This window comes from Amycolatopsis sp. NPDC057786 (genome assembly GCF_042797905.1).
Classification (GTDB): domain Bacteria; phylum Actinomycetota; class Actinomycetes; order Mycobacteriales; family Pseudonocardiaceae; genus Amycolatopsis.
Window position 1 is genome coordinate 26,275 of sequence record NZ_JBHVKW010000050.1, and the last position, 12,990, is coordinate 39,264.

Sequence of the window (12,990 nt, forward strand, 5' to 3'; positions counted from 1 at the left end):
TCACTGGGTTACCGTTCAGGTCGTGAGCGAGCAGACCCCTGACCCCGAAACGACCGGCGCCACCGGCGTCGGACTGGCCACCGTCACGACCGACGGCACGGTGCTGGACACCTGGTTCCCGCTGCCGAAGCTGACCGACGGCACCGACAGCGAGGCCGGCACGGTACGGCTGACCGCCGAAGAGGCCTCCGAAGCCCTCGGCGAGGCCGCGGCCGCCCAGCTCGGCCCGGACACCGATCGCGGTGTCGAGGTCGTCGCGGTCCGCACGACCATCGCCAGGCTGTCCGACGCCCCCGGCGACACGCACGACGTCTACCTGCGGCTTCACCTGCTGTCGCACCGTCTGGTCCGGCCGCACGGCGCGAGCCTCGACGGCATCTTCGGCCTGCTGGCGAACGTCGTGTGGACCAACCACGGGCCGTGCCCCGTCGAGGGCTTCGAGGCGACCCGCCTGCGGCTGCGGGCGCGCGGCAACGTCACCGTCTACGGCGTGGACAAGTTCCCGCGGATGGTGGACTACGTCGTGCCGACCGGCGTCCGCATCGCCGACGCCGACCGCGCCCGCCTCGGCGCGCACCTGGCCAACGGCACCACGGTCATGCACGAGGGCTTCATCAACTTCAACGCCGGCACGCTCGGCGCCTCCATGGTCGAAGGCCGGATCTCGGCAGGCGTCGTGGTCGGCGACGGCTCCGACGTCGGCGGCGGCGCGTCGATCATGGGCACGCTGTCCGGTGGCGGCAAGGAGACCATCTCGATCGGCGAGCGCTGCCTGATCGGCGCGAACGGCGGCGTCGGCATCTCGCTCGGTGACGACTCGGTCGTCGAAGCGGGCCTGTACGTCACGGCCGGCACGAAGGTGACCTTCGAGGGCAAGGTCGTGAAGGCGCTGGAGCTGTCCGGTATCTCGGGCGCGGTGTTCCGGCGGAACTCCGGGACCGGCGCCGTCGAGGTCGTCGCGCGCACGGGCGTCGGCATCGAGCTGAACGCGGCCCTGCACGCCAACTGACCTGCGAAAAGAGAGCAAGGGACCTTTGCTACCACTCTCCCCCGGAGAGCGGGAGCAAAGGTCCCTTGCTTCTCTCACGGCCTGGACCGCCTTGCCGGTTCACCTAGAATTCATCTTGTGACAGCCGAGACCCTGCCGCGCAAGAACGTCCCTTCGACCACTCCGGCCGCACTCGGGCTCGGCGATCGTCCCGCGACAGCCGGGCCTGGCGATCCGGCGGCCACCCACGTCCGGGTGAAACTCGACGTCGAGATCCGCGCGCTCCTCGCGCACGAACCCGGCACCAAATCCGGCGCCGACCCCGAAGATCTGCACCAGATGCGGGTCGCGCTGCGCCGCATGCGAAGCGTCCTCAAACTCTCGGGCCGCCTCGTCGGCCCGGACGCCGAGCCGGTGCGCGCCGAGCTCGGCTGGCTCGGCCAGTCCCTCGGCGACGTTCGCGACTACGACGTCCTGATCGGGCATCTCCGCGAGGTCGTCGCCGAGTTCGAGGTGCGCGACCAGCCTGCCGCGCGCCGCCTGGTGTCGAAGTTCGTCACCGAGCGCGGCGTCGCGAAGCGGCGGCTCACCCGCGCGCTCGCCAGCCCCCGGTACGCCTCGATGCTCCAGGACATCGGCCGCCTCGCCCGGCAGCCCGCCGCCGAAGAACCCACGTCCGAAGCCGCCCCGACCTCGGCCGATCTCGTCGCCGGTCTCGCGAAGCCGCATCGAAAGCTCGCGAAGGCCGTGAAGGCTCTTCCCGCCGATCCCCCGGACGACGACCTTCACGCGCTTCGTATCTACGGCAAGAAACTCCGCTACGCCGCCGAGATGGCCAAGCCCGCCGCGAAGAAGAAGCAGGCGGAGCGGATCCAGCGGCTGATCAAGGCCACGAAGAACTTTCAGACAGTCCTCGGGGACCACCAGGACGCCTGTGTCGCGGCTGATCGGATGCGCGGCGTCGCGGCGTCCGTCGACTCCGAGGTCGCTTTCATCGCCGGCCGCATCGCGGAGAAGGAACTGCTGCGCCGCGCCCAGGTCCGCGCCGTGTGGCGCGACGTCTGGGCCGAAGTCGACCAGGCCGCTCAGGCGGTGAGCGCGCGGATGTAGCCGTCCGGGCGGATCTGCACCTGCCGCCCATTCCCGGCTTCATACGCGGCGAAGGCATGCCCGCCGACGTCCTCGAAGTCCGCGTCGGACAGCGCGCTGCCCGCGGGCAGGATCCGCCGCGCGCCTTCGGGCGCCGGACCGTCGCCGAACACCAGCACCGTCGCCTGCGGGCCACGCAGTACCTCGAACAGCCGGACGGACTTGCCGTTCGCGTCCTTCAGCGGCGCGTCCGGCGCGCGGTCGCCGGGCCGGATCCGGCCGGTCGCCGCGGGCGCGAGCGGGCCGCCGCGATATCCGATGTCGAGCTGACGCGTGTTCTCGCCGCGCTCGTGCGCGTCTTCTGCGCCTTCCTTGTACTTCTCGAGGATCTCGGTGCTGATCTTCAACACCCTCGCGGCGACCCCGCGTCGCTCCGCCTCGTAGCTGTCGAGCAGCTCCGGTGAACCGTCGGCGAGCTTCCAGCCCAGGTTGTACGCGTCCTGGACGCCGGTGTTGAGCCCCTGCCCACCGGTCGGCGGGTGGACGTGTGCGGCGTCGCCTGCCAGGAACACCCGGCCTTCCCGGAATCGCTCGGCGAGCCGGATGTTGGGCCGCCACACCGTCGCCCAGGCGAGATCGTGCAGCCGGACCCCGCCGCCGGACAACTCGTCGAGCCGGGACTGCAAGGTGCCGAGCGACGCCTCGACCTCCTCTTCGCCCAGCGGCGCGCCGAACTGGAAGTGCGGAACCCCGGGCAGCGGCGTGAGCACGATTCCCGACATCGGGTCTTCGGGCTTCGCGAACCAATGTCCGTACGCGCGATCGAGCCCCTCGGCCTGCACATCGCCGAGCAGCATGCGCATCGATTCGTCGGTGGTGCCCTCGAACGCGATCCCCAGCGCCTTGCGCACGAAACTCTTCCCGCCGTCGGCGCCGACGAGATAGTCGACCCGCACCCGCTCACCCGGCAGCTCGGCCGTCACGCCGCCGGCGTCCTGCTCGAAGCCGAGCAACGGGGTGCCGAGTTCGACCTGGACGCCGAATTCGGCGAGCCGGTCGCGCAGGATCCCTTCGGTCCGCGACTGGCCGAGGAAGAACCCGTTCGGATACGGCACGTCCGGGGTCGGCTCGGCGAGTTCGGCCATCATCCGTTCGCCGACGACCTCGCCACCCAGGTGGATCTTCATCGCCACGGGCGGCTGACCGATCGCCAGGACCGCGTCCAGCACGCCGAGATCCTCGAAGACCTCCAGCGTGCGCGGTTGCAGCCCGTCGCCGCGCGAGCCTTCGAAGAACGCCTTGGCCTTCTCCACGATCCGCACGCCGACGCCGCGACGCGCGAGATCGATGGCAAGCGTGAGCCCGGTCGGACCGGCTCCCGCGATCAGTACCTCGACCATCTCTCCTCCAGTGAATTTTGATTCAGTGAATCTGATTTCAGTTTGACCGTTGCTAGCCTTCCCTGTCAAGGAGGTGGCGATGACGGCGACGAGCCGCAAGGAGAAGGCGGCGGAAACCGAGGCCGCGCTCAAGGAGGCGGCGAAGCGCGTTTTCGCGGCGAAGGGATACCTGAACACCAAGATCACCGACATCACGGCCGAGGCCGGACGCGCGGCGGGCTCGTTCTACAACCACTTCGCGAGCAAGGAAGAGCTGCTCGAAGCGCTCCTCGAGGACCTCGCGGCGGAGAGCGACGTCAACGCGACCTCACCGGAGCACATGCCCGACTTCACCGACCCGCAAGCCGTGCACTGGCACGTCTGCGAGTACTGGAACTTCCACCGCGACAACGCCGCGACAATGCTCGCGCTGCGACAGGCCGCGATGGTCAGTGACGAGTTCGCGCGCACCTATGCGCGCTTCGGCGCCGATCAGGCGGCGGACCTCCTCGACCACCTCGGGTACATCACCGCGGCGGGTATGGAACTCCCGGCGTCGGAGCGGGTCACGCTCGCGATGATGGCCGAACTGGTCAACGGATTCGCGCACACGTGGCTGCTGGACCCGTCGTCGGTCTCCGAGGAGGAAGCCATCGAGGCGCTGACGCGGTTCATCTACCGGGGTTTCACCGGTCGCGACGTGCCCTAGTCAGGAAGCGAGCCGCTCCACGGCCGCGTCGATCCGTTCGTCCGTCGCGGTCAAGGCGATCCGGACGTGCCGCCCACCGGCCGGCCCGTAGAACGTACCCGGCGCGGCGAGGATGCCGCGATCGGCCAGCCAGTCGACCGTGTCGAGCGCGGATTCCCCGCGCGTGGACCAGAGATACAACCCCGCCTCGGAATGCGAGATCTCGAAACCGCTGTCCAGCAACGCCTTCCGCAGCACCAGCCGACGGCGCGCGTAGCGTTCCCTTTGCGCGGCAAGCGCTTCGTCGTCCTTCAGCGCGGCGACCATGGCCTCCTGCACCGGCCGAGGCACGATCAGCCCGGAGTGTTTGCGGATCTCCAGCAGCCCGGCGACGAGCTTCGGGTCACCGGTGACGAATCCGGCGCGGTAGCTGGCGAGGTTCGCTGACTTCGACAGCGAGTGGACGGCCAGCAAGCCGTCGAGGGAGCCGCCGTGCACGGACGGGTGCAGAATCGACACGGGCTCGCTTTCCCAGCCCAGCGCCAGATAACACTCGTCGGAGACCACGACGACATCGCGTTCGCGCGCCCATTCGACGACCTTGCGCAGGTGGTCGACGCCGAGCACACGCCCGGTCGGATTGGACGGCGAGTTGATCCACAGCATCGAAGGCCGCTGCGGGCCGAGCGCGAAGGTGCTGTCCGCGCGCAACAGGGAAGCCCCTGCCAGCAGCACGCCGACCTCGTAGGTCGGGTACGCCACCTCGGGGATCACGATGAGGTCGCCGGGACCGAACCCAAGCTGCCGCGGCAGCGAAGCGACCAGTTCCTTCGATCCGATCGTCGGCAGCACGGCCGCCTCGGGAACACCCTCGATACCGTGCCGCCGCGACAGCGCGTCGATCGCGGCGGCCCTGAGTTCGGGAATCCCGTGCGTGGTCGGGTACCCCGGGATCTCCGACACGGACGCGAGCGCCGCGCGGATGCTCTCGGGGACCGGGTCCACCGGCGTGCCGATCGACAGGTCGACGAGGCCGCCGGGATGCGCCTGGGCCTTGGCCTTCGCCTCGGCGAGGGAGTCCCAGGGGAAATCCGGAAGAGCGACCCGGCTCATTCGCCCTGCGGGGGAAGAGCCTTGATGAAGGCGGGGTCGTGGCTGGTCTTGCCGACCTTGGAGGCGCCACCGGGCGAGCCGAGCTCGTCGAAGAAGTCGACGTTGGCCTTGGTGTAGTCGTTCCACTCGTCGGGGACGTCGTCCTCGTAGTAGATCGCCTCGACGGGGCAGACCGGCTCGCAGGCACCGCAGTCGACGCATTCGTCCGGGTGGATGTACAGCATGCGGTCACCCTCGTAGATGCAATCCACGGGGCACTCGTCGATACACGCCTTGTCGAGCACGTCGACGCAGGGCTCGGCGATCACGTAGGTCACTGCGCACTCCTGCTTTATCTCTGCTTCACCAGTCTGCAACGGACATTACGCGCCCACGGGCGCCACCGGCCCGCTTAGGCCACCCTTATCCGTACCCCGGGTATGGGCGTTCAGCGGTCTTTCCGGCGAGGCGGCGGAGTGGCCCTGCTGTCCCCGGTGATGACGAACTTCGGCGCCGCGGGCTTCGCCGCTACTGCGTCCTTCTCGTCCTTCTCGACGGCCTTTTCCGCGCCCAACGCCCGGTTGAAGCCGTCCGAGATCTCGCGGACGAGGTCTTCGTTGTGCCTGTCGTCCTTGCGCGCGATGCTCATCGGGGTCCCTCCACTGCCTTCCTTGGCACAATCTAACCGTGAACAGTGCGGAAATGCTCGAGCTCACCTGTAGCCGGGCTTGGACTCCCCTGCTGGAGAGCCGGATCGGTGACTGGAGGCTCCGCTGGGCGGACGGGTTCACCGCCCGGGCCAACAGTGCCCTGGCGATCGGTGACCCGGGAAAACCGCTGCCAGACGCCTTGCGGGCGGTCTGTGACTTCGCCCACGATCATGGCATCCCGCCCGTCGTTCAGGTGATCCAGAACACGTCTCTCGAGGACGCCATCGACGCCTGCGGCTGGGTCCACTATGTGGAACACCGCCCAGCGCACGAGGTTCGCGTGCTGACCGGGCCGCTCTCGCGCGGGACCTCGACCGGAGCGGCGATTTTGGACGAACCGACGTCCGGATGGTGGGAAATGGCGGCGGGCGGCGCGCATCCGGCGGAAGCGCCACGGCATGTCCTCGGCACCGGCAAGGTCGGCTTCGGGGTGGTCGAAATCGACGGCGTCACGGCAGGCGCGGTGCGCGGAGCGGTCGTCGGCGAGTGGCTGCACATCGCCCGGTTGGAGGTACGGCCGGAGTTCCGGCGGCGGGGCCTGGCCCGCGGCCTCATGAACGCCGTGGGCGCCTGGGGCACCGCTCAGGGCGCGACCGGCATGGTGCTGCAGGTCGCGGAGGCGAACTCCGGCGCCCTGAAGCTGTACGAAAGCCTGGGCTGTACGGAGCACCACAGGTACCGCTACTGGGCCCCGGCTCCGGGGGCGTGCGAGGATCGCCCGTCGTGAAGGTCGTCATTTTGGTCGGCGGAGTGGGCGGGGCCCGCTTCCTGCTGGGGGTCAAACAAGCACTGGGTCTTCCCGCGACCGGTTCCGCGCCGGAATCACCGCATGAGGTGACCGCGCTGGTGAACACCGGGGACGACGTGTGGATGCACGGTCTGCGCATCTGCCCGGACCTGGACACCTGCATGTACACCCTCGGCGGGGGGATCGACGAAGAGCGCGGCTGGGGCCACTCCGGGGAGACCTGGACGGTCAAGGAGGAACTCGCCGCCTATGGCGCCGAGCCGACCTGGTTCGGCCTCGGCGACAAGGACATCGCGACGCATCTGATCCGGTCGCGGATGCTGCGCGCGGGCTATCCGCTGTCCCAGGTCACCGAGGCGCTGTGCGATCGCTGGCAGCCGGGTGTACGGCTGCTGCCGATGTCGGACGACCGCGTCGAAACGCATGTCGTGATCGACGACCCCGAGGATCCGGATCAGCGCAAGGCGATCCACTTCCAGGAGTGGTGGGTGCGCTACCGCGCCGAGCCGAAGGCGCATTCGATCATCGCCGTCGGCGCCGACGAGGCCAAACCGGCGCCGGGCGTGCTCGACGCGATCGCGGCCGCCGACATCGTGCTGTTCGCGCCGTCCAATCCGGTGGTCTCGGTGGGTACGACGCTCGGCGTCCCGGGAATCCGCGACGCGCTGCGGAAGACGCGCGCCAAGGTCGTCGGTGTCTCGCCGATCATCGGCGGGAAGCCGTTGCGCGGGATGGCCGACGCGTGCCTGAGCGCGATCGGCGTGGAGACCTCGGCCGAGGCAGTCGGACGGCATTACGGATCCCGCAAGGAATCCGGCGGCGTGCTCGACGGCTGGCTGGTCTCCGAGGGCGAGACCGTCGACGTGCCGGGAGTCGCCGTCCGCGACGTACCCCTGCTGATGTCCGATGTGGACGCTACGGCGGCCATGGTGCGCGCCGCTTTCGAGCTGGCGGGAGTTTCCGTTGACTGACCACGCTTCCGCGAAGATCGAGATCCTGCCGGTCGAAGGCCTGCCGGAGTTCCGCCCCGGCGACGACCTGACCGGGGCGATCGTCGAGGCGGCCCCGTGGCTGCGCTCGGGTGACGTCCTGGTCGTCACCAGCAAGATCGTCTCCAAGGTCGAGGGCATGCTCATCCGGGTCCCCGGCGATCCGGAGGAGCGCGACGCGGCCCGGCGCAAACTCGTCGAGGAGGAGTCCGTCCGCGTGATCGCGCGGATCAACCGGACGGTGATCACCGAGAACAAGCTCGGCATCGTCCAGGCCGCGTCCGGGGTGGACGCGTCGAACGTGGCCTCCGGCGAGGTCGCGTTGCTGCCGTCCGATCCGGACGCTTCCGCGCTCGCGCTGCGGAACGGGCTGCGCGAACGGCTCGGCGTCGAGGTCGCCGTCGTGGTCACCGACACGATGGGCCGCGCGTGGCGGGTCGGGCAGACCGACGCCGCGATCGGCGCGTCCGGCCTGCGGGTACTGCACTCGTACGCGGGCGAGGTCGACAGCCAGGGCAACGAACTCGCGGTCACCGAGGTGGCGATCGCCGACGAACTCGCCGCCGCGGCGGATCTGGTCAAGGGCAAACTCGGCGGGACCCCGGTCGCCGTCGTGCGCGGGCTTCGGCTGACCGACGACGGTTCGACCGCGCGCAACCTGCTGCGGCCGGTCGAGGAGGACCTGTTCCGCCTCGGTACCAACGAATCCCTCGCGCAGGGCCGCCGAGAGGCCGTGCTCGCGCGGCGTTCGATCCGGTCGTTCACCGACGAACCGGTCGATCCCGAGGTGCTGCGCCGCGCGGTCGGGACGGCGCTCACCGCGCCCGCGCCGCATCACACGAAGCCGGTCCGGTTCGTATGGCTGCGCGAAGAAGGCTTGCGCCGCAAGCTTCTCGACGCGATGAAGGCCTCATGGCAGGCCGATCTCGAAGCCGACGACTTCACCGCCGAACAGGTCGCGAAACGCCTCAGCCGCGGCGACATCCTTTACAAGGCGCCCGAAGTCGTGGTGCCGTTCCTCGTCGCCGAGGGCGCGCACACCTATCGCGACGACCGGCGGAACGCTTGTGAGCACACGATGTTCACCGTCGCCGGTGGCGCTGCCGTGCAGGGCCTGCTGGTCGCGCTCGCCGCCGAAGACCTCGGCTCGTGCTGGATCGGGTCGACCATCTTCGCGGCGGCCATCGTGCGCGACGTGCTCGGCCTCGACGAGCGCTGGGAACCGCTCGGCGCCGTCGCGATCGGGCATCCCGCCGCGCTCCCGCCCGCGCGCGGTCCCGTCGAACCCGGTGAAGGACTTCTCGAACTGTGACCCTGCACGACGACGTTGTGTCCACTTTGTCCGGTTGGCGACCGGGGGACGCGGCTCAGGAATCCTTGCGCCAGGCCTATCTCGGCTTCCTCGCCGCCCGCGACGACGTCTGCCGCCGCGAATGCGCGGCCGGGCATATCACCGCTTCGGCCGTCCTTCTCGACGCCGACGCGGAAAACGTGCTGCTCACCCTGCATCCGCGAGTCGGACGCTGGCTGCAGCTCGGCGGGCACTGCGAACCAGGCGACGCGACGCTCGCGGACGCCGCTCTTCGTGAGGCACGAGAAGAATCCGGTATCCAGGACCTCGTGATCGACCCGGCCCCGGTGCATCTCGACGTCCACCCGATCACGTGCTCGCTCGGCGTGCCGACCCGGCATTTCGACGTGCGTTTCGTGGTGCGCGCGCCGCGAGGAGCGCAACCGGTCCAAAGCGACGAATCGGACGATCTTCGTTGGTGGCCGGTGGATTCCCTGCCGGAAGGCTCGGAAGATCTCGCCGAACTGATGGAAGCCGCCGTGCCCGTCGCTCCCGGCCGTTAGGGTGTCCGCTGACGTCCTGAAGGGGGAATGATGCTGACGGCGCTGACGCCATATCTCGACCGGGTCCGGGTCCACAGCAGCGGTGACGGTGACGGCTTCGGCTGGTTTCTGCTGGCCCTGGCGATCATCGTCGTCATCATCGTGATCGTGGTGATCATCGTGAAGGTCAACCAGGCGAAGAAGCCGCCGATGACCTTCCCGCAGAACCCGAACTTCGGCGGTGGCGGCCCGGCGCCCGGCTTCCCGCCTCCTCCGCCAGCCGGTGGCCCCGTCCCGCAAGGCAACTGGCAGCAACAGCCTGGTTTCCCGCCACCTCAGCCCGGTTACGGCCAGGCGCCCGGTTTCCCGCCACCTCCGGCCGGCTTCCCGCCGCCCAATCCGTTCGGCAACTCCCAGTCGATGCCCGCGCCCGGCTTCCCGCCGCCTCCTCCGCAGGCTGGGCCGCCGATCGACGGCAGCGCGGACCGGACCCAGGTCGTGTCCCCTCGGCAGCAGGCGGCCGCCGGCGCCGACCGGACTCAGGTGGTCTCACCGGCCGCGGACCGCACTCAGGTCGTCTCGCCCGCGGGCGGCGACCGGACGCAGGTGGTGTCCGGTGGCGGCGGTGACGCCACCCAGGTCGTCCCCGGCGGTGGCGGCGACCGGACGCAGGTCGTCCCGCCCGGTCACTAGGCGCCGCCCTGCAAGGCAGTTCGCGGTCTTTGTCACTCAGGACCCATAGGACACCAGCCACTTGCATTTGTGTCAGCGATTGTGTCATCATTGCGATACGATCGCTGACACAAAGGGGGCGACACGGTGGTGGAACTCAGCGAATCCCAGCGGCTTCAGTTGACCAGGATGAAGCTGCGCGGCCGGATCAAAGGACAGACGGTCGCGGTGGCCCTGGTCCTGTTCCTGGCGACCTGGGGGACCTGGTTCCTGCTGAGCCAGGAGTTCGTCGTCCGGAGCGCGGGCGCCGCGCCGGAAGTACTGTCGCGCCGGAAGGCCGGCTGGCCGAAGCTCTCCGAATCGGGAGCGTTGATCGCGGTTCTGGTGAGCTTCGTCGTGCTGGCCGGGCTCATCTCGTGGACCTTCCTTCGAGTGCGCAAGGCGGAACAGCGGCTGGCACGGTCGCTGCCGCGCCGGATCGCGCACGGGAAGAAGCTGGGCGTCCTCGAGGTCGCAGGTCTCGGCCCGGTCGTGCTGTGGCTGCTCAGCACGGTCGGCGGGATCGCCATCGGACTGGGCATCGGCACGCTCGCCGAAGCCGCTGAGGCCCGGCTGGCCGGGTTCACCTACGCGGCGGGCATCGTCGTCCTCGGCGGACTGTCACTCGTCCTCGTCCGTCAGGTGATCGAGCAGCCCGCACTGGCCGACGACGAACGTTCCCTGCGCACGGACGACGCGCTCCGCCGGAAGGACGCGCAGCTGGCCCTGCTGCCCGCCGGCGTCTACCTCGCGCTCCCCATGACCACCGCGGTACCGGAATTCGCCGGGTTGTTCTGGGGGTTTCTGCTGGGAGCCGCGACGATCACCCTCGTCGCCGTACTGGCCGCCCGGATCCGCCAGCCGGACCGGCCCCGCTCGGCACCGCCGAGCACGGTGCTCTAATCAAGCCTGCCGACAAAGAGACCCTGGAGCACGAAGTGATCGTCAGCGTCGACACCAACTCACCGGTCCCCCCGTACGAACAGGTCCGAGCGGCCTTCGCCGCACAGATCACGGACCGGACCCTGCCCGTCGGAACGAAACTTCCGACGGTCCGCAAACTCGCCGAAGATCTCGGTATCGCTCCCAACACCGTCGCCAAGGCCTACCGTGAGCTTGAAGAAGCCGGCCTGATCGAAACCCGCGGCCGGGCAGGCACCTTCGTCGGTGACTCCGGCGACCAGAACCGGAAACTGGCGCAGAAGGCGGCCGCCGAGTACGCCGCGATCACCCGCAAGCTCGGGCTGAGCCAGGGCGAAGCGATCGCCATCGTGAACGCCGCACTGGCCTCGAACGTCACGGCCTACCGCACACGGCTGCAGGAACGTCCCGCGCATTGACCCTGGCCTGCCGCCGACACCGCCGCCGGGCTGCTGACCGGATCGCCGGATAGTCTCTCGGCATGGTCTTCCTCTTGGTGCTGGTTGTCGGCGTCCTGATCCTGGCCGGGATCGGCGTCGGGATCTACTTCCTGGTGAAGTCGAACAGCAAGCCGCAGCCGCCCGCGCTTCCCTACCACCAGTACCCGCAGCAGCCGCCGCAGTACCCGAGCCAGCAGCAGCCTTACCCGCCGCAGGGCTGGGGCAACTGACTCCCGCATTCAGAGGACTAAATGCGGTGGCAGTCCCTCGGGGTGGTCGAAGGCTCCCATCACCGCATCAGCCGCGGCGAAGGGAGCCTTCACCCCGCCGCCGACCCCGCCCACGGCACGTTTGACTTACCCCTCAATAACCTCATCGCCACCCACGACCCACTCCACGCCCGTCTTCAGAGGACCGAATGCGGTGGCAGCGCGGTCACATCGCGCGGTAGTCGCGGAGTTCGATCTTCGGCCCGAACCTCGGGCGGCGGAATCCGGCCGTCGCCAGGTAGCGCACCGCGCGCTGCCGCTGCGGTGAATACGGCGCCAGCACCTCGGACATTCCGGCGTCGTCGAGTTTCGTGCCGACCAGTGCGTGTCCGACCATCGACGGGATGTTGTAGTCACCGAAGCTCACCGCGTCCGGGTCTCCCCAGGCGCGCTGCGCGATTTCCGCCGCGGTCCACACTCCGATGCCCGGCACCTTCCGCAGCCAGGCCCGGCCTTCGACACCCTTCAGCTCGACGGCCTTCTCCAGCCGCGACGCGACGCGAGCCGCCGCGATCAGCGTCGTCCGCCGCTTCAGGTCCACCCCGGCGCGATGCCATTTCCAGTCCACAATGGATCGGATGGCGACGGGCGTCGGCGGCACGCGCAGCCGTGCCGGGCCCGGCCCCGGCGCCTGCTCACCGAACCAGCGGCACAGCTCACCCCACGACCGCAGCGCCTCGGTACTGGTCACCTTCTGTTCCAGCACGGCGAGCACCAGCGCGTCCCACACCCGGCCGGTCGAGCCGAGGCGCAGCCCCGGGTTGCGGCGGCGCGCCGTCGCGATGACGTCGTGGTGCGCGACGAACTCGGAGTCGTCGTCGTGCGCGCCCAGCATCGCCGGAACGCCTTCGAGCAGCCTGTCCGCGCCGGGCCCCCACGCCTCCGCCTCGATCTCGCCGTCCGCGCGCCGCAGCAGCGCGAGCGTGCCCGCGCCGTCCGCGGTGTTGGCGGCCAGCCAGGTGACGCCGCCCTCGGTGCGGACGACGTTGGGCGAACGCGATCCCCGGCTCAGCGGCCCCAGGACCGCGTCCAGATCAAGCGAGAACCCGGGACGGAACAGCACACGGTGAAACTACCCGGCACTCGGCTAGGGTGAGCGGGCCACCTGAAACCGTAAGCCTATGGAGGACTGG

The 12,990-nt window shown here is 69.5% G+C and carries 16 protein-coding genes; 11 read left to right on the plus strand and 5 right to left on the minus strand.

Annotation, left to right across the window (positions count from 1 at the left end; all coding sequences use genetic code 11):
• The first annotated feature begins 22 nt into the window (after positions 1-22).
• On the plus strand, positions 23-1,009 hold the full coding sequence (dapD, locus tag ACFVM3_RS23920) for a 2,3,4,5-tetrahydropyridine-2,6-dicarboxylate N-succinyltransferase (RefSeq protein ID WP_378441865.1): 987 nt from the start codon (positions 23-25) through the stop codon (positions 1,007-1,009).
• A gap of 117 nt (positions 1,010-1,126) precedes the next feature.
• Positions 1,127-2,098, plus strand: coding sequence for a CHAD domain-containing protein (locus ACFVM3_RS23925; RefSeq protein WP_378441867.1), 972 nt, complete (start codon positions 1,127-1,129; stop codon positions 2,096-2,098).
• Here the strand turns inward: ACFVM3_RS23925 and ACFVM3_RS23930 are convergent.
• Entirely contained in the window at positions 2,074-3,477 is a 1,404-nt protein-coding gene (locus tag ACFVM3_RS23930; protein ID WP_378441868.1) for an FAD-dependent monooxygenase, read from the minus strand. The two genes, ACFVM3_RS23925 and ACFVM3_RS23930, sit on opposite strands and share 25 nt — an antisense overlap.
• A gap of 79 nt (positions 3,478-3,556) precedes the next feature.
• Here ACFVM3_RS23930 and ACFVM3_RS23935 point away from each other — a divergent pair, with 79 nt between their 5' ends.
• Positions 3,557-4,165, plus strand: coding sequence for a TetR/AcrR family transcriptional regulator (locus ACFVM3_RS23935; RefSeq protein ID WP_378441870.1), 609 nt, complete (start codon positions 3,557-3,559; stop codon positions 4,163-4,165).
• Here ACFVM3_RS23935 and dapC read toward each other — a convergent pair whose 3' ends face one another.
• The 3 genes from dapC to ACFVM3_RS23950 form a co-directional block, all read right to left on the minus strand.
• Positions 4,166-5,257 carry a succinyldiaminopimelate transaminase gene (gene dapC, locus ACFVM3_RS23940; RefSeq protein ID WP_378441872.1) on the minus strand — a complete coding sequence of 364 codons (1,092 nt, stop codon included), beginning with the start codon at positions 5,255-5,257 and terminating at the stop codon, positions 4,166-4,168. It abuts the gene before it with no gap.
• Complete coding sequence (gene fdxA / locus ACFVM3_RS23945; protein ID WP_016331413.1) at positions 5,254-5,574, minus strand: ferredoxin; 321 nt, start codon at positions 5,572-5,574, stop codon at positions 5,254-5,256. The genes dapC and fdxA overlap by 4 nt, the downstream gene beginning before the upstream one ends.
• Positions 5,575-5,684: 110 nt before the next feature.
• Positions 5,685-5,885 carry a hypothetical protein gene (locus tag ACFVM3_RS23950; RefSeq protein ID WP_126736392.1) on the minus strand — a complete coding sequence of 67 codons (201 nt, stop codon included), beginning with the start codon at positions 5,883-5,885 and terminating at the stop codon, positions 5,685-5,687.
• Between the two features lie 53 nt (positions 5,886-5,938).
• On the opposite strand from ACFVM3_RS23950, the gene ACFVM3_RS23955 reads away from it, so the two are divergent.
• The 8 genes from ACFVM3_RS23955 (at position 5,939) to ACFVM3_RS23990 (ending at position 11,818) form a co-directional block, all read left to right on the plus strand.
• The gene (locus tag ACFVM3_RS23955) at positions 5,939-6,673 is read left to right on the plus strand and encodes a GNAT family N-acetyltransferase (protein ID WP_378441918.1); all 735 of its coding nucleotides are present in this window, start codon (positions 5,939-5,941) and stop codon (positions 6,671-6,673) included.
• Positions 6,670-7,665 (plus strand): 2-phospho-L-lactate transferase, encoded by a 996-nt coding sequence (cofD, locus tag ACFVM3_RS23960; RefSeq protein ID WP_378441874.1) that lies wholly within the window; start codon positions 6,670-6,672, stop codon positions 7,663-7,665. Before ACFVM3_RS23955 ends, cofD begins: the two co-directional genes overlap by 4 nt.
• Positions 7,658-8,995 (plus strand): coenzyme F420-0:L-glutamate ligase, encoded by a 1,338-nt coding sequence (locus ACFVM3_RS23965; protein ID WP_378441876.1) that lies wholly within the window; start codon positions 7,658-7,660, stop codon positions 8,993-8,995. Before cofD ends, ACFVM3_RS23965 begins: the two co-directional genes overlap by 8 nt.
• A complete protein-coding gene (locus ACFVM3_RS23970) occupies positions 8,992-9,537 on the plus strand; it encodes an NUDIX hydrolase (RefSeq protein WP_378441878.1) in 546 nt (181 codons plus the stop codon). Before ACFVM3_RS23965 ends, ACFVM3_RS23970 begins: the two co-directional genes overlap by 4 nt.
• 27 nt (positions 9,538-9,564) lie before the next feature.
• On the plus strand, positions 9,565-10,209 hold the full coding sequence (locus ACFVM3_RS23975) for a hypothetical protein (RefSeq protein WP_378441880.1): 645 nt from the start codon (positions 9,565-9,567) through the stop codon (positions 10,207-10,209).
• A 126-nt stretch (positions 10,210-10,335) separates the two neighbouring features.
• On the plus strand, positions 10,336-11,130 hold the full coding sequence (locus ACFVM3_RS23980; protein WP_378441882.1) for a hypothetical protein: 795 nt from the start codon (positions 10,336-10,338) through the stop codon (positions 11,128-11,130).
• 35 nt (positions 11,131-11,165) lie between these two features.
• Positions 11,166-11,567, plus strand: coding sequence for a GntR family transcriptional regulator (locus ACFVM3_RS23985; protein WP_378441884.1), 402 nt, complete (start codon positions 11,166-11,168; stop codon positions 11,565-11,567).
• A gap of 62 nt (positions 11,568-11,629) precedes the next feature.
• Positions 11,630-11,818, plus strand: a complete 189-nt coding sequence (locus ACFVM3_RS23990; RefSeq protein WP_378441886.1) for a hypothetical protein — start codon at positions 11,630-11,632, stop codon at positions 11,816-11,818.
• A 205-nt stretch (positions 11,819-12,023) separates the two neighbouring features.
• On the opposite strand, the gene ACFVM3_RS23995 is transcribed toward ACFVM3_RS23990, so the two are convergent.
• Positions 12,024-12,920 carry a DNA-3-methyladenine glycosylase family protein gene (locus ACFVM3_RS23995; RefSeq protein ID WP_378441887.1) on the minus strand — a complete coding sequence of 299 codons (897 nt, stop codon included), beginning with the start codon at positions 12,918-12,920 and terminating at the stop codon, positions 12,024-12,026.
• Between the last annotated feature and the right edge of the window lie 70 nt (positions 12,921-12,990).